We start from the raw sequence: 19,572 nt of genomic DNA, 5'->3' as shown, positions 1-19,572 counted from the left end.
TACGCTGATCCTCGTCCTTGCCTTCGCCGCAACGCCGCCCATCTGGCGGGGTTGCTGTGTACGCCGCCGGCATCATTCTAGCGCTATCCTGCCGCGATGCAGTGATTCCGTGCATGGCACAGGGTGACGAAGTCTTGCCACAGGGTTCCGGACGGGCCAGAGGAACCGCCCGCCGGGACGCGGCGACTGCCACAGGGGAACCAATACGATGAACCAGGCGATGAGCGGCACCCTCGCCCGCTGGCTGACTGGCCCCCGGATCGCCGGCCTGCCGGCACCGGCCGCCATGCCCGCGCCGCGCCTGTCTTTCGAGTTCTTCCCGCCCAAGACCGACAGGCTCGAGGAACAGCTCTGGGCCTGCATCCGGCGGCTGGAGCCGCTCGCGCCCCGCTTCGTCTCGGTCACCTATGGCGCGGGCGGGTCCACCCAGGAACGCACGCATGCGACGGTCGCCCGGCTGGTCTCCGACACCTCCCTGACGCCGGCCGCGCACCTGACCTGCGTCGGCGCGACGCGGGAGGAGGTCGACGCCGTCGCCCGCCAGTACTGGGACGCCGGCGTGCGCCACATCGTCGCCCTGCGCGGGGACCCGCCGGCCGGGGCCGCCACCTACACCCCGCATCCGGGCGGTTACGCCCAGGCGGAGGACCTCGTCCGCGGCCTGAAGCGCATCGGGGATTTCGAGATCAGCGTCGGGGCCTATCCGGAGGTGCATCCGGCCGCTGTATCAGCCGAGGCCGATCTCGACTTTCTGAAGCGCAAGATCGATGCGGGCGCGACGCGGGCGATCACGCAGTATTTCTTCGATGCCGAGGTCTATCTCCGTTTCCTCGACCGCTGCCTGGCCAAGGGCATCACGGTGCCGATCGTGCCGGGCATTATGCCGGTGACGAATTTCGCCTCGGTGCAGCGTTTCTCGGCCATGTGCGGAGCCTCGGTCCCGGCCTGGATGGGGCAGTTGTTCGAAGGCCTGGACGAGGATGCGGAGACCCGCCGGATGGTCGCCGCCGTGATCGCGGCCGAACAGGTGAGGCTGCTGCAGGCCAACGGCGTGGACGAGTTCCACTTCTATACGCTGAACCGGCCGGACCTGACCTATGCCATCGCCCATATCCTGGGGGCGCGGCCGAAGAAGGGGTGACCCGCGGGCGCCGGGATCCCCCGGCGCCTCCGGCGGCATCAGTCGTTCAGCGGCCCCCAACCGCCCTGGGCGGTCGCATCGGGCGTGAATTTCCCCTCGATCATCTGCCCCGGCGGCGGGCGATACCGCCAGATCCGCTTGTCCGGGTCGATGATGTAGCCGATCAGGTTGTTGCCGTCGGAGATGGCGAGGTCGCCATCCTCGAACACGTCCCAGCCCATGCGGATGCGCGTCACCACGCCGTTGCTGACCGAATAGGTGAACTTCACCGGATGCGTATGGTACCAGGCGACCGGCGACGCATCGCTGGGGCAGCCGAAATTGGACCCGGCATTGCCGACATCGACATGGTGCGAGGAATCGCCCTCGATGGGCCCGGTATGGCCGATCCGGGCTGACGGGCCCTGCCGGTAGATGACCCCGCCCCACTCGCGCTCGGCGCCTGGCCGGGTGGATTTCGTGAAGACGCCCTTGAGCAGTCGGATCGCGAGCTGCTCCACCTCGATCTCCCGCGGATCGGTCGCCTTGGGTTGCCCCGGGGGGAGTTCTTCATCCGCCATCATCGCCTCCTGCCGCGAAAGACCCGGCGGCAGGACGTTACGATTTCGGATGAAGTCCTGTCAGGGGCGATGCGCGCCTTCCGGCGAGATGGGATGCAGCGTTTCACACGGCGTGGGGCGGCCCCGCCTGAAGCGGGGTCAGCGACGCGGCATGTCGCCTTGCCAGCCCCGCAGCCGCGCGTAGACCGGCCGCAGCAGGAAGGGGCTGAGGAACAGCGGAAACTGCGCCAGGGCGAAGAACAGCAGGATCCGGTCATCGGTGGCGGCGGGCAGCACGGCCAGATACAGGGCCATGTTCCGGTTCCCCGCCAGCAGCCCGCCCGCCAGCGCCAGCCCGCGCCCCATGGCCAGGAAGGCCAGCACGGTCAGCACGTTCATGCCGAAATTGCCCGCGAAGGCGAGCCCCAGCCCGCCCAGCACCCAGGCCGGGTCGGCCAGCAGCCGTGCGAGCATCCCGTCCATCACCCCGAAGCCGTAGAGCACCACCAGCCACACCACCGCGCCATCGACCGATGGGCCGAAGCGCCGCAACGTGGGTTCGGCGACCATTTGGCGGATGCCGATCGAGATCAGCAGCGGCAGCCCCACCACCAGCGCCAGGCGCGTCATCAGCCCGGGAAGCGAGATGGCGAGGTCGATCCCCATCAACCCCAGCGCCAGCGGCGGTGCCGTGAAAGGCACCAGCAGGGTCGTCACGATGGCGACGACCAAGCTGATCTCCCCATCCAGCCCCACCAGCCGGGCGAAGGCTGGCGACGACGTGGCCGCGCATCCCGTCGCGCTGATCACCAGCGCCGCCCCCAGCGGCCCGTCGAGGCCCACTGCGGCCGCGACGCCATAGGCGATCAACGGCATGGCCAGCAGCAACCAGGCCGTCAGCGCCCCCACCAGCAGCGGACGCCGCAGATACCCCAGCACCTGCGCCAGATCGACGCGCAGCAGCACCAGCGTCATCAGGCCCGCCACCGTCGGCGTGACGAAGTCGCGGAACAGCGACGCCAGCGGCGGGATAAACAGCCCGGCGAAGATCCCCGCCGCGAGCAGCGCACCGCCCTGCCGGGCCGACCATTCCAGAAAGCGCAGCGGAGACAGGGCAGTCCGTCCAATGGTTGGAGGCGTTCGCGGGAAGTTCTATATCCTCGGTCGTGCACACACCATCCTCGCTCCCCTCCCTCATCGCGGGGCTGGTCCTCGTTCTCGCCGGGCCGGCCTTTGCCGGCTGCACCGACCCCCCCGCCCCCGAGGTGGTCTGGCGACGCTGCCTGCTGGAGGAAAGCGAACTCGCCGGGGCGGACCTTTCCCGTGCCACGCTGCGCGATGCCACCTTCCAGCGCGCCAACCTGGTCGGCGCCAAGCTGGTCGAGGCCGACGCCGCCGAGGCCCGTTTCGTCTCCGCCAACCTCTCCGGCGCCGACCTCTCCCGCGCCACCCTGCGCAACGCGGACATGACTCGCACCAACCTCCAGGGCGCCAACCTCTCCGGCGCCGACCTGCGCCGCGCCACGCTGTTCCGCGCGGACCTGACGGACGCGAACCTCACCGGGGCGAACCTGTCGGGGGCGAACCTGTCCGGCGCCACGCTGGGGGGCGCCCGGTGGACGGACGGGCGCCGGATCTGCGCGGCAAGCTCGGTTGGGAACTGCCAATGAGCAGGAAGACGGGGGAGGGAACTCCCCCGAACCCCCTCCTTTTTCTGTCTGTCGCCAAGGCGCGCCGGCACACCGGGCTCGGCCCATCATGAGCGGGGCGGACTATCTCCAGAGGCTGAATCCGGAACAGCGCGCGGCCGTCGAGGCCGTCGATGGGCCGCTGCTGGTGCTCGCCGGCGCCGGGACGGGCAAGACGCGGGTGCTGACCACGCGCTTCGCCCACATCCTGTTGCAGGGGAAGGCGTGGCCGTCCCAGGTGCTCGCCGTCACCTTCACCAACAAGGCGGCGCGCGAGATGCGCGAACGCGTCTCCGCCATCCTCGGCCAGCCGGCCGAGGGGCTGTGGCTCGGCACCTTCCACGCCCTCGCCGCCCGCATGCTGCGCCGGCACGCCGAACAGGTCGGGCTGACCTCCAACTTCACCATCCTCGACGCCGACGACCAGAACCGGCTGCTCAAGCAGGTGATGGAAGCGCAGCGCATCGACACCAAGCGCTGGCCGCCGAACGGGCTGATGGCCGTCATCCAGCGCTGGAAAGACAAGGGCATCGAGCCCGCCGCCGTCACCCCGGCCGAGGACAGCGACTACGCCGGCGGCCGCGCGACGGAACTCTACGCGGCGTACCAGGACCGTCTGAAGGCGCTGAACGCGGCGGATTTCGGCGACCTGCTGATGCATGTCGTGACGCTGCTGCGCGCCAACCCGGACATCCTCGCGGACTATCACCGCCGCTTCCGCTACATCCTGGTGGACGAATACCAGGACACCAACCTGGTCCAGTATTACTGGCTGCGGCTGCTGGCGCAGCAGCACCACAACATCTGCTGCGTCGGCGACGACGACCAGTCGATCTATTCCTGGCGCGGTGCCGAGATCGAGAACATCCTCCGCTTCGAGAAGGACTTCCCCGGCGCGCAGATCGTCCGCCTGGAATCCAACTACCGCTCGACGCGCCACATCCTCGCCGCCGCCTCGGGCCTCATCGCGAAGAACACCGGTCGCCTGGGCAAGACGCTGCGCTCCGGCCGCGCCGATGCGGAAGGCGAGAAGGTCCGCGTCGTCTCCCTCTGGGACAGCGAGGAAGAGGCCCGCAGCGTCGGCGAGCGCATCGAAACGGCCCGGCGCGCCGGCCACCCTCTCGGCGAGATCGCCATCCTCGTCCGCGCCGGCTTCCAGACCCGCGCCTTCGAGGAGCGGCTGATCACCCTCAACATCCCCTATCGCATCGTCGGCGGCGCACGCTTCTACGAGCGGCAGGAGATCCGCGACGCGATGGCTTATCTGCGCGTCGTCGCCCAGCCCGCAGACGACCTCGCCTTCGAGCGCATCGTGAACCTGCCCAAGCGCGGCCTGGGCGACACGGCGATGCAGGCCATGCACGCCATCGCCCGCGCCGAGAACATCCCGCTCTCGCTGGCCGCCGCCCGCGCGCTGGAAACCGGCGCCATCAAGCAGGCGAAGGCGCGCGAGGCGCTGCGCGAATTGCTGCAGGGCTTCGAACGCTGGCGCGCCCAGTCGGGCGTGGAGGGCCACGTCGTCATGGCCGCGACCCTGCTCGATGAATCCGGCTATGCCGAGATGTGGAAGCAGGACAAGTCGCCCGACGCGCCGGGACGGCTCGACAACCTCAAGGAACTCGTCCGCGCCATGGGCGATTTCGAGAACCTCGCGGGCTTCCTCGAACACGTCTCCCTGGTGATGGAGAATGACGACGCGGCGGAAGGCGAGCGCGTCTCGCTCATGACGCTGCACGCCGCGAAGGGCCTGGAATTCGACATGGTCTTCCTCCCCGGCTGGGAGGAAGGCGTCTTCCCCTCGCAGCGTTCGCTCGACGAAGGCGGCGAGAAGGCGCTCGAGGAAGAGCGCCGCCTCGCCTATGTCGGCATCACCCGCGCGCGCCGCCAGGCCATCATCAGCCACGCCGCGAACCGCCGCATCTACGGCAACTGGCAGGCGTCCATCCCCTCGCGCTTCCTCGACGAACTGCCCGTGGGCGAGATCATCCGCGAAGGCGGCGCGCAGCGGGAGGCTCGTTCCCACGCCTCGGTGTTCAGCGGTGGCGGCCTGTATTCCCAGCGCCCGCGCCGCATGATCGAGGCCGGCGCCTGGGAGGTGAAGGAGCGCCCCACCGTGACCGGGAACTTCGCGATCGGCGAGCGCGTCTTCCATCAGAAATTCGGCTATGGCCGGATCACCGGCATCGAGGAGAACCGCCTCGACATCGAATTCGAGAAGGCCGGCTCGAAGCGCCTGCTCGACAGTTTCGTGGAGAAGACCTGATGCGGCCCTCCGGTCCCGATGCGCCCGGTGCGCTGTCCCGCCGCCGTGCCGAACCGCTCGAAGCCCTGGTGATCGACGGACTGCCCGAACACGCCGTCCCGGTCTTCGAGGCCGCGCTGGAACAGGTCTGCACGACCGTCTCCTATTTCCGCGACGAGCCCACCGACACCTGGCGCGTCGAAGGCGTGCGCGAGGCCGGCGCGAAGGATGACGAACTCGACGCCGCGCTGGCCCTCGCCGCTGCGGTGGCGGGCATAGATCCGCCGGCTGTGCTCGCGGCGCCGGTGGAAGCCGAGGGCTGGCTCGCCCGCACCGTCCAGGCCTTCCCAGAAATGCCGATCGGCCGGCGCTTCCTGATCCGCCCGACCCATGTGCCGGACCCGGCCACTTACGGCCGGACCGTGCTGAAGCTGGATGCCGGTCTGGCCTTCGGCTCGGGCGAGCACGCTTCGACCCAGGGCTGCCTGTGCGCCTTCGAGGGCATCGCGCATCGCCGCCCGCGCAGCGTCTGCGACCTCGGCAGCGGCTCGGGCATCCTCGCCATGGCCGCTGCGAAGACGCTGCCTTGCCGAGTCCTGGCGACGGACATCGAACCCTGGTCGGTGCGCGTCTGCGACCAGAATGCGCGCCTGAACGGGCTGGTGCCGCGGCGGATGCGCAGCATTCTCGCCGATGGCTGGAAGCCGCGGCTGATGAAGGGCGTGCGCTACGACCTCATCTTCGCGAACATCCTCGCCCGGCCCTTGTGCGCGATGGCGCGTGACCTCGCGCTGCATCTCGCGCCCGGCGGCACGGCGATCCTCGCCGGGCTGCTCGGCACCCAGGCGCGCATGGTGCTGGCCGCGCATCGGCGGCAGGGGCTGGTGCTGGAACGCCGGATTGACGTGGGACCCTGGACGACGCTGGTGCTCAGGCGCCGAGGCTGATGGCGCGCTGCCGCAGGGCGTCCTGCTGTTCCAGCGCCTTGGCATTCGCCTCATAGGCGCGGCGCGCCTGGATCACGTCGACCATGGCGCTTTCCAGGTCGCCGCTCGCCTGCGCCGCGGTCAGCCCCTGGTTCCCGGAAGGCGGCGCCGGCGAGGGATCGCTGCCGCGCGCCGTCTGCACCTGCGGCGCCGCGATCGTCGCGGCGGCACGGTCGAGTCGTTCCGTCGCGCGCTGCATGCCCTGGATGGGCGATGTCGGGCTCACCTGCATCGTCTCATCCTGGGTGGCAATGGTTAGCGCATGGTGAAGACCTTGCCGATCCGGGTCCGATCGCGGATCGTCGCGCCATGGATTCGCGTGGAGCGCTCTGGCTTCTGGCACGGACGGCACTGCTGTGCGGGGCGTTGGGCTTGGTGCTGTATGGGGCAGTCGCGTTTCTGGCCGGCCTGCCCAACGGGCAGTGGGTGATCGGGCTGCTGCTGAGCGTGCCGATGACGGCCTTCGTCGGTTGGGTCGTATGGCGGGCCCTGCGGGAGGGCGAGTTTCCCCGGCGCGGCGGCGCCGCGGTGCGGGCTGAACAGCCCGTCGCTTATTGGTTCCATACGCTCTGGTACGGCTTCTGCGCGCTGTTCCTGGCCTGGCTGGCGGTGTGGTGCATGGAGGAACTGTTGGCTGCGCGCTGACGACTCCGTCGCCGCTTCGGTACGGAAGCGGGCCAGGAGCCGATGCCGATAGGATTTTTCTTCGCCCAACGCCGTGCGTCCTGTGACGCCTGCTGGCGCTGAGCGCACGCTTCAACCTGGCCGAGCCGCCGACAGGACATCAAGTTTGGGTTTCCAAAGGCCCTGCGGCCTTTGGTGGGCAGGGTGCGGGTAGGGCAAAGCCCCTCCCGGTTCCACAGTTCAGGACAGGGACCCGCCGCCACCGGAGCGTGCCGCGGCGATCAGGGCTTCGATCGCCCAGCGTTTCACCGCACGCGCTTCCTCGTCGGGAAGCTGCAGCACATCGTGGCAGACGATCATCGCCTCCGGCCCGACCAGCAGGGCGAGTGCCTTCTGCAGCCGATCGAGCGTGGCAGGGCTGAAGTCGCGGCGTGCCGGCGCAAGCGCCGCTTCGATCAGGGGCGAGCGGCGGTTCTGCCGCGCCGGGGCGGCGCTGGCGCCGTCGCGCGCCACGCGCTCGATCGACTGCGCCAGCATCATGCGCAGCGGCGCGTCATTGGCGCGGATCATGTCATGCAGCGCGGTATCGACCCGCACCATGCGTTGCGCCGCGCTGCCTCCGGGATGGTCGTGGAACATCTGCTCGGCCGTGGGGACGGCGACGTCCACCGCGGCCTCCAGCAACAGCGCGTCGATATTCGGGAAATAGCGATAGGCGGTGGCGCGGGAGACGAGGGCCGCTTCCGCGACGTCCTCAAGGTTCGGTCGTCGTCCGTCGCGCATGAGCCGCGCCGCCGCTTCCAGCAGATCCTTGCGGGTGCGGCGACGCTGGTTGGGGCGTCCGGTCGTCTCGTCGCGCGGCATGTCAGTCCTGCGGCAATTGGCGCTGGATGGCGGCCAGGTCGACCCAGACATTCTCGCGCGCGATGGCGCCCGCCCGGGTGAACTGCACGACATGCAGCAGGCGGAATTCGAGCGGCCGGTCGCGCCCCTCCAGGCCGAAGGGCCGGCCCGGCGCACGGCCGCGCCAGACCGATTCATCGACGAGGAAGTCGTCACCATAGAGCCGGCGGATGCAGTCCACACGGCCGTCGGCCAGATCGCCGAACAGGGCCTCGTAGAAGGGGCGGGCACCGTCGCGGCCATGGGTGGGGCCGGAGGGCCAGCCAACGATGTCGTGCTCGACGCCGTCATCGAGGGTGGCGAGCACGCCGGCGACGTCGTCGCGGGCCTCGTAGGCGAAATGCTCGTCCATCTTCTGGTCCATGGCGTCGCGGCTGAGCGGCATGGCGGCGGTCTCCTCGCAGGGTGCGGGATGGGGCTGGGGATCTTGTGACGGGATCATTGTCTCATGGCAAGACATCATCCGGCCCTCCGGGATGGAGGGACCGGGACGAAGTCGAAGACGGGTGTCTCCGGCGCTTCACCCGGCCCGAGAGCGGCCGGCGCAGGCTCGCCGCGCGGGCCGAGGGCGCGGAGGTAGCGATAAATGGCCCGCAGGTCGTCCTCGTTCATGACGGCAAGGGTCGCCCAGGGCATCGGCGGCAGGCCGGTGCGGCGGCGCAGGGCGGCAATCCAATCCGCCTCCTCGGTGGCCTGCGCGGATAGGCGCAGGTTGCTCGGGTAGCTGACGCCCCAGGGGCCGCGGAAGCCGATCGGGGAGCCGGTGAGCCATTCGGACTCGGGTGGCTCGGCCCCGTTGGTCTCGGCGAAGCGGGGGGTGTGGCAGCCATTGCAGTCGCCGAGCACGACCAGATAGCGGCCTGCGGCCACCGGATCGGAAGCAAGCACACGCGGCGTGGGCGAGGCCTGTCCCTCGGCCGGTGCCGTGCTGCGCGAGGCGATGGCCGCTGCCGCCATGGCCGTGGCGAGGACGCCGGCGGCGGCCAGGATGCGCCGGCGGCGGGCAGGGGGATGCGCGATGTGCGGCGGCACGAAGGCCGGTGGCGGGGATGGGTCCGGGCGGCGCATGGGGTTCCTCCGCAGGGGGTGCCGGAACCGTAATGAGACTAGAGTATCGACACAATACAAAAGTCGCGTGGCGCATTGGGGGTGTGATCGGGATCGCAAGTGCGCCCGACCGGCGATGCGCATTCGGGCAGGACGCCACGGCCGGGATGCCGCGCAACGCCGCGAAGGACCGGGAAGACCGTGCCGATCAGCGATGTGTGATGGGGAGCGACAGGAAACGGCCTTACCATCGCCCTCGTTGCACCATGCGAGGATGCAAGGCTTGCGCATGGTTCCCATCGGCGTTCCAGCTCCGCATGATCGCCCGCGTAGTGCCGCCGATCGCTTCGGCGGGCTGGCTGCGGCGCTGTTCGGGCTGTGCGTGGTGCACGCCATGTTCGGGGCGTCGATCCTGCCGCCGGACCATGCAGGCTGGATGCTGTCCGGGCGGATCGGGCCAGACCCAGTCCAATATTGGCTCGGCTGGACGGCCTTCGCGCGGGATGGCTGGCATTGGCCGCCCGGGGCCAATCCTGGCTGGGGGATGGAGCTAGCCTCCTCGATCTTCTTCTCGGATTCCATTCCGCTGCTCGCCTTCCTGTTCAAGGCGCTGCGACCGATCGTCGAGGTCCCGCAATATTGGGGGCTATGGATCTACGCCTGCGGAGCCTTGCAGGCGGCGATGGCCTGGGGGCTGCTCGGCCGGGCAACGCGGGATCCGCTGGCGCGGTTGGCCGGGGCGGGGCTCTTCGTGCTGCAGCCGCTGTTGCTCGGGCGCCTCGGCGGGCATTTCGCCCTGGGTGGGCAGTTCCTGATCCTGGCCGGGCTATGGCTCTGCGTCGTGCCGGGCGCGGGGCCGCGGCGCGGCCTCGCCTGGACGGCGCTGGTTCTCGTGACCTCGCTGGTGCAGGCCTATCTGCTCGTGATGGTCGGCGCCCTCTGGGCCGCCGACTGGCTGGGGCGGGTCGTTGGTTCGCCGCGCAGCGGCGCGGCGGGCAGCGGCGTCGAGGCGGTCGCGGTGCCCGCCGCGGCGCTGACGGGGCTATGGGCCGGCGGCTTCTTCCTGCTCGATGGCGGCTTCGGAGGCACCTGGGGCGGGTTTGGCCAGATGCAGCTCGACCTGCTTGCCCCCTTCGATCCCGGCTACTGGGGCGGCATTCTGCCGGATCTCGGGACGGCCGAGCATATGGAAGCCGGCAATTCCTATCCGGGCCTTGGCGCGCTGCTGGTGATCGGGGGTGGCCTGGTGGCCTGGCTGGTCCATCCGCGCGCGCCGCGCCGTCGCGATGTCGTGCTTCTCCTGATGTTGGTGGCCCTGCTGGGATTCGCGGTCAGCCACAGCGTTCTGCTTGGCGGGCACGAGGTCGCCGCGCTTTCGCTGCCGGCGTCCGTCATCGAGCGGGCAGATGCGCTGCGCGCCTCGGAACGCTTCTTCTGGCCGGTTCTCTATGCGGCGTTGTTCGGGGCCTGCGTCGCCCTGGTGCGTGGCCTCGGCAGCCGGCGGACAGGATATGTCCTGGCCGCGGCCCTGCTGATCCAGGTGGCGGATCTGCGGCCCGGCGCCGCGCGCCTCCAGGACTTCTTCGTTCCCCAGCCGCCGAGCCTGCCGCTGCGCCTCGCCGATCCGTTCTGGGCCGAGGCCGCCAGCCGCTACGACGCCGTGCGCGTGGTGCCGACGGGCATGCAGGCGAGGCATTGGGAGGAAGTGGCGGTCTATGCCGTCTCGCTCGGCCTGCGGACTGATGCGGTCTATCTCGCCCGGCTCGATCCCCATGCGGTGGCCGGCGTCAACGCCACGGTCGCACAGCGCCTGGAACAGGGCGATCACGAACCGCGCACCTTCTACGTGCTGGGCGACCGGGCCGCCCTGATGCGCGCCGTGGCCGGCATGAGCCCGTCCAGCGACCTGCTCGGCCGCTTCGATGGGATCTGGGTGCTGGCGCCGGGCTGGCGCGATCAGGTGGCGGCGAATTCCGCCGCGCGATAGCCCTGGGCGAAGAGCAGCACGCGCAGATCGCCATGCTCCACCCGCGCGCGGGCCGCGGCGGCGACGATCGGCTTGGCGTGATAGGCGACGCCGAGCCCCGCCGCCTGAATCATGTCGAGGTCGTTCGCGCCGTCGCCGACCGCGAGCGTGGCATCGAGCCCGATCCCTTCCTCGGCGGCGAGCCGCTTCAGCGTGGCGAGTTTCGCATTGCGCCCGAGGATCGGCTCGGCGACATGGCCGGTGAGACGTCCATTGTCCTCGAGGAGCGTGTTCGAGTGGTGCTCGTGGAACCCGACCAGCGCGGCGACGCGGCCGGTGAAGAAGGTGAAGCCGCCCGAGACCAGCGCACAGCGCGCGCCGTGCGCCCGCATGGTCGCGACCAGCTCGCGTGCGCCGGGCATCAGCGCGGTTTCTTCCCAGGTGCGTTCCATGGCCTCGACGGGCAGGCCCTTGAGCATGCCGACGCGCTCGCGCAGCGCGCCCTCGAAGTCCAGCTCGCCATTCATCGCGCGCTTCGTGATGGCGGCGATGCGATCCTTGATGCCGGCCTGGCCGGCGAGTTCGTCCAGCGTCTCGGTGGTGACGATGGTGCTGTCCATGTCGGCGATGAGCAGGCGCTTGCGGCGCCCGGCCGCGCCCAACGCGATCACGTCCACTGGCTGGCCGGCCAGCGCGCCGCGCGCCGCGGCATCCGCCTGATCCGGCGCGAGGCCGCCGAAGGGCAGGTCGACGGCCTCCGCCTCCGCCAGCCAGTCCGGCGTGCCGGTGAAGGCGCCGATGGCGGCCAGGGCATCGCGCGCGGCATGCAGCGTCGCGGTGGAAAGGGCGCCCCGCGGGGCGACCAGGGTCAGAACATGATCCATCGGCGCCGGGGTATGCCCCTGCCATGACCGGGGATCAACCTGCCGCGCTGCTGGTCGCCGGGGCGACCGCCAGCGGCAAGTCGGCTCTGGCCCTGGCGCTGGCTGAACGCCTCGGCGGCGTGGTGATCAATGCCGATAGCATGCAGGTCTATCGCGAGCTGCGCGTCATCACCGCGCGCCCGACGACCGAGGAGGAAGCGCTCGTGCCGCATCGCCTCTATGGCGTGCGGCCAGCGGCGGAGGCGGCGAGCGTCGCCTGGTGGCGCGGCGCGGCACTGGCCGAGATGGATGCAGCGCGGCAGGCCGGCCGCCTGCCGATCCTGTGCGGCGGGACGGGGATGTATTTCGCGTCCCTGACCCAGGGCCTGTCGGACATCCCGCCGGTGCCCGAGGACGCGCGCGCCGAGGCGCGGGGCCTGCTGGCCGGGGAAGGCCCGGCAGCCCTGCATGCCCGGCTCGCGGTGGTCGATCCGGCGACGGCGGTCCGGCTGCGTCCGTCCGACAGCCAGCGCATCGCCCGCGCCTGGGAGGTCTGGCGCGGGACCGGAAAGGGCCTCGCAGCGTGGCAGGAGGGCGGCGGCACCGGCCCGGCACCATGGCGCTTCGCGGCCATCCTGATCGACCCGCCGCGCGAGGCGCTGCGTTCCGCGATCGCCACGCGCTGGGCCGCGATGATCCAGGGTGGGGCGATCGAGGAAGTGCGCGCCCTCGCCGCGCAGGGTCTCGACCCAGCCTTGCCGGCCATGCGCGCCCATGGCGTGCCGGAACTCGCGGCCATGCTGGCGGGCCGGATGACGCTGGAGGAGGCCTCCGCCCGCGCCATTCTGAATACCGGCCAGTACACCAAGCGCCAGGCGACCTGGTTCCGCCACCATGCGCTCGCTGATGCGTCCCGAACGCATACGATCCATGCGCGCGTCGCGGGTGTTGCGCAATTTTCGGAAAGTTTTGGAGATGAAGTCTTCGCTTTTGTTGATCGGCTGCGTTGACGCATCGCAGCGTGGGGTCTAAGAGCCCCCTCCCGCCATCAGGGCGGGTCCGAACCAGTCAGGAATGAAAGAGAGACCGATGTCCGCCGCCATGAAGCCCGCCAGCACCGAAGCCGCCCTGACGATGTCGGGCGCCGAGGTCGTCCTGCGCGCGCTCAAGGACAACGGCGTCGAGGTTATCTTCGGCTATCCGGGCGGGGCGGTATTGCCCATTTACGACGCGATCTTCCAGCAGAACGCCATCCGCCACATCCTGGTCCGGCACGAGCAGGCCGCGGTGCATGCGGCCGAGGGCTATGCCCGGTCCACCGGCAAGGTCGGCTGCGTGCTGGTGACCTCCGGCCCCGGCGCGACGAATGCCGTGACGGGGCTTGTGGACGCATTGCTGGACAGCATCCCGATCGTCTGCCTGACCGGGCAGGTGCCGACGCATCTGATCGGCAACGACGCCTTCCAGGAAGCCGACACCACGGGCATCACCCGCCCGGCGACCAAGCACAACTACCTGGTCAAGAAGTCGGAAGACCTCGCCCGCGTGGTGCATGAGGCCTTCTACGTGGCGAAGTCCGGCCGTCCGGGCCCGGTCGTGATCGACCTGCCCAAGGACATCCTGATCAACAAGGCGCCCTATACGGACGCGCCCAAGACCGAGCACCGTTCCTACCGCCCGCAGACCGAGCCGGATGCCGAGCAGATCCACAAGGCGGTGGCGCTGCTGAAGGCGGCGAAGAAGCCGGTGATCTACTCCGGCGGCGGCGTGATCAATGCCGGGCCCGAGGCGTCGCGCCTGCTCAACGACTTCGTGCACATGACGGGATTCCCCGTCACCAACACGCTGATGGGCCTCGGCGCATTCCCGGCGGAGGATCCGCTCTTCCTCGGCATGCTGGGGATGCACGGGACCTACGAGGCGAATCTCGCCATGCATGGCTGCGACGTCATGCTGAACATCGGCGCGCGCTTCGACGACCGCGTGACGGGGCGGCTGAACGCCTTCTCGCCGGACTCGAAGAAGATCCATGCGGATATCGACCCGTCCTCGATCAACAAGAACGTGCCGGTCGATGTGCCGATCGTCGGCGATGCGGGGCGCGTGCTCGCCGCGCTGATCGCCGCGTGGAAGGCGGATGGCGAGGCGCAGGACAAGCCGGCGCTGGCCGCATGGTGGCGCCAGATCGACGAATGGCGCGCCAAGGACTGCCTGCGCTATCGCCAGGAAGGCAAGATCATCAAGCCGCAGCATGCGGTGAAGCGGCTCTATGAGATCACCAAGGAGCTCGGCCGCGAGACCTTCATCACCACCGAGGTCGGCCAGCACCAGATGTGGGCCGCGCAGTATTTCGGCTTCCAGAAGCCGAACCGCTGGATGACGAGCGGTGGCCTGGGCACCATGGGCTATGGCCTGCCTTCCGCGATGGGCGTGCAGATCGCGCATCCGGACGCGCTGGTGATCGACATCGCCGGCGAGGCGTCGATCCTGATGAACATCCAGGAGATGGGCACGCTCGCGCAGTACCGCCTGCCGGTGAAGGTCTTCATCCTGAACAATGAGTACATGGGCATGGTGCGCCAGTGGCAGGAACTGCTGCATGGCGGGCGCTATTCCGAATCCTATTCCGCCGCGCTGCCGGATTTCGTGAAGCTGGCGGAATCCTTCCATGCCAAGGGCATCCGCGTGACGGATGCCGCCGACCTCGATGCCGGCATCCGCGAGATGCTGGCCCACCCCGGACCCGTCATCGCCGATATCGCGGTGGCCAAGGACGAGAACTGCTTCCCGATGATCCCCTCCGGCGCCGCGCATAATGAGATGATCCTGGGCCCGGACCAGGAAGGCGGCGTTGCCGGCGTTACCGACGAAGGCAAGGTCCTGGTCTGAGGGGCGCGTATCATGTCGGAAGCAGGGAACGCGCAGCGCGCGGCGACGATCGCCGTGCTGGTGGAAAACGAGGCGGGCGTGCTGGCCCGCGTCATCGGCCTCTTTTCGGGCCGCGGCTACAACATCGACAGCCTGACCGTCGCGCCGGTGGACGAGACGGGGCGGATCAGCCGCATCACCGTCGTCACCTCGGGTACGGAGATGGTGATCGAGCAGATCAAGGCGCAGCTCGACCGGCTGGTGCCGGTGCACAAGGTGTCGGACCTGACGCTGGAAGGCCCGCATCTGGTCCGCGAGCTGGCGCTGATCAAGGTGGTTGGCCGCGGTGAGGAGCGCGTCGAGGCGCTGCGCCTGGCGGACGCCTTCCGCGCCCGCGTGGTCGATGCGACCACGGAGAGCTTCGTCTTCGAGATGACCGGCGCGGCGGAGAAGATCGACGCCTTCTGCGCGCTGATGCGGCCGATCGGCCTTGCTGAAGTATCCCGCACCGGTGCCGTGGCGATCGCCCGGGGCCCGCGCGGCCTGACCTGATTTTATCGACAGACCCGTAGGAAGAGGGGAGAGCGCAGCCATGCGCGTTTACTACGACCGCGACGCGGACGTGAACCTGATCAAGGCCCGCAAGGTCGCGGTCATCGGCTTTGGCTCGCAAGGCCACGCCCATGCGATGAACATGCGCGATTCCGGCGTGAAGGACGTCGTGATCGGCCTGCGTCCGGGCGGGTCCTGGCAGAAGGCCGAGGCCGCCGGCTTCAAGGTCATGACGCCCGCCGATGCCGCGAAGTGGGCCGATGTCGTCATGGTGCTGACGCCTGACGAGCTGCAGGGTGACCTCTATCGCGACCACCTGCACGCCAACATGAAGCCGGGTGCGGCCATCGCCTTCGCCCATGGCCTCAACGTGCACTTCAACCTGCTCGACCCGCGCCCGGACATCGACGTGTTCATGATCGCGCCGAAGGGCCCCGGCCACACGGTGCGCGGTGAGTATCAGAAGGGCGGCGGCGTGCCGTGCCTCGTGGCCGTGCACCAGAACCCGTCGGGCAATGCGCTGGAAATCGCGCTGTCCTACGCCTCCGCCATCGGCGGCGGCCGCTCTGGCGTCATCGAGACCACCTTCAAGGAAGAGTGCGAGACCGACCTGTTCGGCGAGCAGGCGGTGCTTTGCGGCGGCCTCGTCGAGCTCATCAAGGCGGGCTACGAGACGCTGGTCGAGGCCGGCTACGCCCCCGAGATGGCCTATTTCGAGTGCCTGCACGAGGTGAAGCTGATCGTCGACCTCATCTATGAGGGCGGCATCGCCAATATGAACTACTCGGTGTCCAACACCGCCGAGTATGGCGAATACGTCACCGGCCCGCGCATCATCACTGCCGAGACCAAGGCGGAGATGAAGAAGGTTCTCGAGGACATCCAGACCGGCCGCTTCGCCCGCGACTGGATGCTGGAGAACAAGGTGAACCAGGCTTCCTTCAAGGCCATCCGCCGGCGCAACGCCGCGCATCCGATCGAGGAGATCGGCGCGAAGCTGCGCGCCATGATGCCCTGGATCAGCAAGAACGCGCTGGTGGACAAGGCGAAGAACTGATCCTGCCGCGCAGACAGCATCGCGGGGCGCCGGAGGGGAGACCTTCCGGCGCCTTCGCGTTTCAGGGCGCGCGCGCCTTCACCGCCCAGGCGCGCGCGGTGAACGCGATCGACCCGTCCGCGGCGCGCGGCAGGTCGCGATCGAGGCGCGCCCGCAGGGCCTCGCGCTGCGGCGGGGCGAGGCTCGCGCAATATCCGGGTGCGGGGCCGGCACCGAGCGTGAAGGGGTGCCAATAGTCGTCGAAGTCGCGGAACAGCGTCGGCACCTCGATCGCCTGTGTCGTGACGTTCGTCAGCCCGGCCGATTGCACGAGCGCGACGAGCGCATCCCGCGTGCAGAAGGGAAAGCGGCGCTCCTCCGTGAGATCCGCCGCCGCGGGGTCCAGTGCCACGGCCGCCGTCCAGAAGGCGTGCAGGAAGCCGAGGCCGCCGCCGGGATAATCCCAGACATAGAAGCCGAGCGTGCCGTGCGGCCGCAGAACGCGTCGCATCTCGGCGAGCGCCCAGGCCCGTTCGGGCAGGAAGTTCAGAACGAGCCCGGAGACCACCACGTCGCGGCTCGCCGTGGGCAGCGCCAGGGCCTGCGCGTCGCCGGCCTCGAAGGTGGCGCGCGCATCCGCCACGGCGCGCCGCGCCGTGGCGACGAAGCCGGCCGAGGCGTCGATGCCGATGAGGCTGCCCGGCGCGCAGCGGTCGAGGATGGCCGCCGACAGCGCGCCGGTCCCGCAGCCGACCTCGAGCCAATCGCCACCTTCCTCCACATCGAGCCAGTCGAGGAAGAGCGGCGCGATGGCGCGGCTCCATCGCCCCATATAGGCGTCGTAGCTGTCGCCTTCCTGCCAGGCGTCGTGGCGCGTGGTCGTGCTCATGGTCCTGCTCCCCGAACCGCGCGCGACCGTCAGGCGCCGAGGAACACGGCCTTCACGAAGGCGCGGTAGAGCATGATCTGCCGTGCCATCAGCGCCGGGTCGCGCGTCACGCGGGATATGGTGATCCCGCCATCCACCATCACCGAGATCATGTCCGCGAGATCGTCCAGATCCACCGGCACTCTCGGCGGATACCGCGCGACGATGGCATCCAGCCGCGCGCGGAAGCGCGCTCGCCAGCCGATGACCGCATCGCAGGCCAGGGCGTGGATCTCGCGGTCGAACAGGTGTTCCTGGTAGCAGACCGAGGCGACCATGCAGCCGGGATGCACCTCGGTCATCGCACCCATCATGTCGGCAAAGAGCTTGAGCGCGACGAGGAAGCCGTGCAGCGGGTCCTCGTTCAGCGCGTCGGCCTGCGCGAAGAGGTCGTCGAGGATGACGTTGTCGCGTTCGATGTAGCGCAGCAGCAGCGCCTTCGCGAGTTCGCCCTTGTCGGGGAAGTGGTAGAAGAAGCCGCTCTTGGAGATGCCGACGCCGACGATGAGTTCTTCGATCGAGGTCGCGCCGAAGCCCTTCTGCAGGACGGCGGTCTCGGCGAGGTCGAGAAGTCTCTCGCGCGTGCTTTCCCGGCGTGACGCGATCTCGTTCATGGCGGAACTGTACCGTAGGTGCAGCCGGGATGTGCGTGATATCACGAGGGCACGTTTCGGGTTTGCTCAAACTGTCCGTAACATACGGAAAAAACGTAAAAATATCTATCGCTGCCGACTGCACCATGGGATGGCTGGTAGCAGCATGGCCCGATGCGCGACACCTGCGCCGTCACGAACCGCGCAGAGGAGCGAACACCATGAGCACCGATATCCGGGGCAACGCCCTGACCTGCACCGCCGATGCCGCGCGGCGCCTCGATGGCGCGATCGCCAGGTTTCATGCCTATCTGGCCGATCCCGTCGCCGATCTCGATGCGCTGCTTGTCGAGCATCCGGATTGCGTGATGGCGCATGCGATGCGCGCGGCGATCCTGGCGACGACGACCGACAGGACCTTCGCGGCGGAAGCCGCGACCAGCCTCGCCGCGGCGGAGGCGCTCGCCCCGCGTGCCAATGCACGCGAACAGGCCCATATCGCCGCGGTGCGGCACTGGGTCGACGGAGATCTGAGCCGCGCGACCGAAAGCTGGGGCGGTATCGCCATCGATCATCCGCATGACCTGCTGGCCGTGCAGTTCGGGCAGCTCGGCGATTTCTTCCTCGGGCAGAGCCACATGCTGCGTGACCGCGTGGCACGGGTGCTGCCGGCCTGGCGGCGGGGCATGCCGGGATATGGATATCTTCTCGGCATGCATGCCTTCGGCCTCGAGGAATCCGGCGACTATGCCCGCGCCGAGGCCGCGGGCCGCGAGGCCATCGCGATCGATCCGCGCGACGGTTGGGCGGCCCATGCGGTGGCCCATGTGATGGAGATGCAGGGCCGGGCCGAGGAAGGTGCCACCTTCCTTCACGCGACGGCTCCGGGCTGGGCGCCGGACAGCCTCTTCGCCTACCACAACTGGTGGCACCTGGCCCTGTTCTGCATCGAGCGGGGCGACATCGCCGGCGCGCTGGCGCTGTTCGATGAGCGTATCTCCGCCGGTGGCTTCGGCCAGGCGCTGGAGGCGATCGACGGTGCGGCGCTGCTGTGGCGGCTCTGGGTGCTGGGGCATGATGTCGGGGATCGCTGGTCGCGGCTCCTGCCCGGCTGCACGGCGCGCATCGATCATGGCGTCTACGCCTTCAATGATGTGCACGCGATGATGGCCTTCGCAGCCACGGGCGATCGTGAGGCGCAGCAGGCGGTCATCGCCACGCTGGAGCGCGCGGCGACAGGGCAGGGGACCAACGCGATGATGTCGCGTGATGTCGGCCTGCCGCTGGCCCGCGGCTTCGCGGCCTTCGGCCAGGGCGACTATCGCGGGGCGGTCGCCTGCATCCTGCCGGTGCGGGGCATCGCCAGCCGTTTCGGCGGCAGCCACGCGCAGCGGGATATCCTCTCCTGGACGCTTTGCGAGGCGGCGGTCCGGGCGGGCGATGCCGCGATGGCCGAGGCGATGGTCGCCGAACGCCTGGCGATGAAGGAGGGTTCGCCGGTCGCACAGGGCTGGGCGCTGCGTGCGAAGGCACTGGCGCGGCCGATTGCCGCGTGACGGCGGGGGGGGCGGTTCGACCGGGCCGCCCCTTCGGGAT

At 69.4% G+C, this 19,572-nt stretch carries 20 protein-coding genes; 11 read left to right on the top strand and 9 right to left on the bottom strand.

The features are described 5' to 3' along the window. Positions 1-220 precede the first annotated feature (220 nt). Positions 221-1,141: a methylenetetrahydrofolate reductase [NAD(P)H] gene (gene metF / locus KPL78_RS19625; protein ID WP_219764700.1), complete on the top strand. Its 921-nt coding sequence runs from the start codon at positions 221-223 to the stop codon at positions 1,139-1,141. 38 nt (positions 1,142-1,179) lie between these two features. On the opposite strand, the gene KPL78_RS19620 is transcribed toward metF, so the two are convergent. Further along, positions 1,180-1,704 (bottom strand): DUF4329 domain-containing protein, encoded by a 525-nt coding sequence (locus KPL78_RS19620; RefSeq protein WP_219764699.1) that lies wholly within the window; start codon positions 1,702-1,704, stop codon positions 1,180-1,182. Positions 1,705-1,839: 135 nt separating this feature from the next. After that, positions 1,840-2,655 (bottom strand): hypothetical protein, encoded by an 816-nt coding sequence (locus KPL78_RS19615; protein WP_255569233.1) that lies wholly within the window; start codon positions 2,653-2,655, stop codon positions 1,840-1,842. Between the two features lie 191 nt (positions 2,656-2,846). Between KPL78_RS19615 and KPL78_RS19610 the strand changes: the two genes are divergently transcribed. The 3 genes from KPL78_RS19610 to KPL78_RS19600 all read left to right on the top strand — a co-directional run bounded on the left by KPL78_RS19610 (position 2,847) and on the right by KPL78_RS19600 (position 6,557). Beyond that, a complete protein-coding gene (locus tag KPL78_RS19610) occupies positions 2,847-3,350 on the top strand; it encodes a pentapeptide repeat-containing protein (RefSeq protein ID WP_369412786.1) in 504 nt (167 codons plus the stop codon). An 88-nt stretch (positions 3,351-3,438) separates the two neighbouring features. Then, the gene (locus KPL78_RS19605; protein WP_219764698.1) at positions 3,439-5,631 is read left to right on the top strand and encodes an ATP-dependent helicase; all 2,193 of its coding nucleotides are present in this window, start codon (positions 3,439-3,441) and stop codon (positions 5,629-5,631) included. Beyond that, on the top strand, positions 5,631-6,557 hold the full coding sequence (locus KPL78_RS19600) for a 50S ribosomal protein L11 methyltransferase (protein WP_219764697.1): 927 nt from the start codon (positions 5,631-5,633) through the stop codon (positions 6,555-6,557). The genes KPL78_RS19605 and KPL78_RS19600 overlap by 1 nt, the downstream gene beginning before the upstream one ends. Here KPL78_RS19600 and KPL78_RS30865 read toward each other — a convergent pair. Then, complete coding sequence (locus KPL78_RS30865; RefSeq protein ID WP_219764696.1) at positions 6,541-6,822, bottom strand: flagellar basal body rod C-terminal domain-containing protein; 282 nt, start codon at positions 6,820-6,822, stop codon at positions 6,541-6,543. The genes KPL78_RS19600 and KPL78_RS30865 overlap by 17 nt on opposite strands. Before the next feature lie 83 nt (positions 6,823-6,905). On the opposite strand from KPL78_RS30865, the gene KPL78_RS19590 reads away from it, so the two are divergent. Further along, entirely contained in the window at positions 6,906-7,241 is a 336-nt protein-coding gene (locus tag KPL78_RS19590) for a hypothetical protein (protein WP_219764695.1), read from the top strand. 219 nt (positions 7,242-7,460) lie between these two features. Here KPL78_RS19590 and KPL78_RS19585 read toward each other — a convergent pair whose 3' ends face one another. The 3 genes from KPL78_RS19585 to KPL78_RS19575 form a co-directional block, all read right to left on the bottom strand. Then, positions 7,461-8,084 carry a TetR/AcrR family transcriptional regulator gene (locus tag KPL78_RS19585; RefSeq protein WP_219764694.1) on the bottom strand — a complete coding sequence of 208 codons (624 nt, stop codon included), beginning with the start codon at positions 8,082-8,084 and terminating at the stop codon, positions 7,461-7,463. Position 8,085: 1 nt separating this feature from the next. Continuing rightward, on the bottom strand, positions 8,086-8,508 hold the full coding sequence (locus KPL78_RS19580; RefSeq protein WP_219764693.1) for an ester cyclase: 423 nt from the start codon (positions 8,506-8,508) through the stop codon (positions 8,086-8,088). Between the two features lie 74 nt (positions 8,509-8,582). Beyond that, positions 8,583-9,191, bottom strand: a complete 609-nt coding sequence (locus KPL78_RS19575; RefSeq protein ID WP_219764692.1) for a hypothetical protein — start codon at positions 9,189-9,191, stop codon at positions 8,583-8,585. Positions 9,192-9,459: 268 nt separating this feature from the next. Between KPL78_RS19575 and KPL78_RS19570 the strand changes: the two genes are divergently transcribed. Continuing rightward, positions 9,460-11,157, top strand: coding sequence for a DUF6311 domain-containing protein (locus KPL78_RS19570; protein ID WP_255569269.1), 1,698 nt, complete (start codon positions 9,460-9,462; stop codon positions 11,155-11,157). Here the strand turns inward: KPL78_RS19570 and serB are convergent. Then, the gene (gene serB / locus KPL78_RS19565) at positions 11,127-12,020 is read right to left on the bottom strand and encodes a phosphoserine phosphatase SerB (protein WP_219764690.1); all 894 of its coding nucleotides are present in this window, start codon (positions 12,018-12,020) and stop codon (positions 11,127-11,129) included. The two genes, KPL78_RS19570 and serB, sit on opposite strands and share 31 nt — an antisense overlap. Positions 12,021-12,043: 23 nt before the next feature. On the opposite strand from serB, the gene miaA reads away from it, so the two are divergent. The 4 genes from miaA (at position 12,044) to ilvC (ending at position 16,476) form a co-directional block, all read left to right on the top strand. Continuing rightward, positions 12,044-13,009, top strand: a complete 966-nt coding sequence (gene miaA, locus KPL78_RS19560; RefSeq protein WP_219764689.1) for a tRNA (adenosine(37)-N6)-dimethylallyltransferase MiaA — start codon at positions 12,044-12,046, stop codon at positions 13,007-13,009. Positions 13,010-13,088: 79 nt separating this feature from the next. Beyond that, on the top strand, positions 13,089-14,888 hold the full coding sequence (locus tag KPL78_RS19555; RefSeq protein ID WP_219764688.1) for an acetolactate synthase 3 large subunit: 1,800 nt from the start codon (positions 13,089-13,091) through the stop codon (positions 14,886-14,888). A 12-nt stretch (positions 14,889-14,900) separates the two neighbouring features. Continuing rightward, positions 14,901-15,419 (top strand): acetolactate synthase small subunit, encoded by a 519-nt coding sequence (gene ilvN, locus KPL78_RS19550; RefSeq protein ID WP_219764687.1) that lies wholly within the window; start codon positions 14,901-14,903, stop codon positions 15,417-15,419. Between the two features lie 40 nt (positions 15,420-15,459). Further along, complete coding sequence (gene ilvC / locus KPL78_RS19545; RefSeq protein WP_219764686.1) at positions 15,460-16,476, top strand: ketol-acid reductoisomerase; 1,017 nt, start codon at positions 15,460-15,462, stop codon at positions 16,474-16,476. 61 nt (positions 16,477-16,537) lie between these two features. Here ilvC and KPL78_RS19540 read toward each other — a convergent pair whose 3' ends face one another. Both KPL78_RS19540 and KPL78_RS19535 read right to left on the bottom strand, forming a co-directional pair. Beyond that, positions 16,538-17,344 (bottom strand): class I SAM-dependent methyltransferase, encoded by an 807-nt coding sequence (locus KPL78_RS19540; RefSeq protein ID WP_219764685.1) that lies wholly within the window; start codon positions 17,342-17,344, stop codon positions 16,538-16,540. A 29-nt stretch (positions 17,345-17,373) separates the two neighbouring features. Next, positions 17,374-17,997: a TetR/AcrR family transcriptional regulator gene (locus KPL78_RS19535; RefSeq protein ID WP_219764684.1), complete on the bottom strand. Its 624-nt coding sequence runs from the start codon at positions 17,995-17,997 to the stop codon at positions 17,374-17,376. Positions 17,998-18,197: 200 nt separating this feature from the next. Here KPL78_RS19535 and KPL78_RS19530 point away from each other — a divergent pair, with 200 nt between their 5' ends. After that, entirely contained in the window at positions 18,198-19,532 is a 1,335-nt protein-coding gene (locus KPL78_RS19530; protein WP_219764683.1) for a tetratricopeptide repeat protein, read from the top strand. Positions 19,533-19,572 lie beyond the last annotated feature (40 nt).

The sequence above is a fragment of the Roseomonas alba genome (assembly GCF_019430885.1).
Lineage (GTDB): Bacteria > Pseudomonadota > Alphaproteobacteria > Acetobacterales > Acetobacteraceae > Neoroseomonas > Neoroseomonas alba.
This window is presented reverse-complemented; position numbering and strand designations above follow the sequence as displayed.

Excerpts from the sequence above, each read along its gene's own strand:
- metF (WP_219764700.1), top strand. The coding sequence starts at position 221 with ATGAGCGGCACCCTCGCCCGCTGGCTGACTGGCCCCCGGATCGCCGGC.
- KPL78_RS19620 (WP_219764699.1), bottom strand. The coding sequence starts at position 1,704 with ATGATGGCGGATGAAGAACTCCCCCCGGGGCAACCCAAGGCGACCGAT.
- KPL78_RS19615 (WP_255569233.1), bottom strand. The coding sequence starts at position 2,655 with ATGACGCTGGTGCTGCTGCGCGTCGATCTGGCGCAGGTGCTGGGGTAT.
- KPL78_RS19605 (WP_219764698.1), top strand. The coding sequence starts at position 3,439 with ATGAGCGGGGCGGACTATCTCCAGAGGCTGAATCCGGAACAGCGCGCG.
- KPL78_RS19600 (WP_219764697.1), top strand. The coding sequence starts at position 5,631 with ATGCGGCCCTCCGGTCCCGATGCGCCCGGTGCGCTGTCCCGCCGCCGT.
- KPL78_RS19590 (WP_219764695.1), top strand. The coding sequence starts at position 6,906 with ATGGATTCGCGTGGAGCGCTCTGGCTTCTGGCACGGACGGCACTGCTG.
- KPL78_RS19585 (WP_219764694.1), bottom strand. The coding sequence starts at position 8,084 with ATGCCGCGCGACGAGACGACCGGACGCCCCAACCAGCGTCGCCGCACC.
- KPL78_RS19580 (WP_219764693.1), bottom strand. The coding sequence starts at position 8,508 with ATGCCGCTCAGCCGCGACGCCATGGACCAGAAGATGGACGAGCATTTC.
- KPL78_RS19575 (WP_219764692.1), bottom strand. The coding sequence starts at position 9,191 with ATGCGCCGCCCGGACCCATCCCCGCCACCGGCCTTCGTGCCGCCGCAC.
- KPL78_RS19570 (WP_255569269.1), top strand. The coding sequence starts at position 9,460 with ATGGTTCCCATCGGCGTTCCAGCTCCGCATGATCGCCCGCGTAGTGCC.
- serB (WP_219764690.1), bottom strand. The coding sequence starts at position 12,020 with ATGGATCATGTTCTGACCCTGGTCGCCCCGCGGGGCGCCCTTTCCACC.
- miaA (WP_219764689.1), top strand. The coding sequence starts at position 12,044 with ATGACCGGGGATCAACCTGCCGCGCTGCTGGTCGCCGGGGCGACCGCC.
- KPL78_RS19555 (WP_219764688.1), top strand. The coding sequence starts at position 13,089 with ATGTCCGCCGCCATGAAGCCCGCCAGCACCGAAGCCGCCCTGACGATG.
- ilvN (WP_219764687.1), top strand. The coding sequence starts at position 14,901 with ATGTCGGAAGCAGGGAACGCGCAGCGCGCGGCGACGATCGCCGTGCTG.
- ilvC (WP_219764686.1), top strand. The coding sequence starts at position 15,460 with ATGCGCGTTTACTACGACCGCGACGCGGACGTGAACCTGATCAAGGCC.
- KPL78_RS19540 (WP_219764685.1), bottom strand. The coding sequence starts at position 17,344 with ATGAGCACGACCACGCGCCACGACGCCTGGCAGGAAGGCGACAGCTAC.
- KPL78_RS19535 (WP_219764684.1), bottom strand. The coding sequence starts at position 17,997 with ATGAACGAGATCGCGTCACGCCGGGAAAGCACGCGCGAGAGACTTCTC.
- KPL78_RS19530 (WP_219764683.1), top strand. The coding sequence starts at position 18,198 with ATGAGCACCGATATCCGGGGCAACGCCCTGACCTGCACCGCCGATGCC.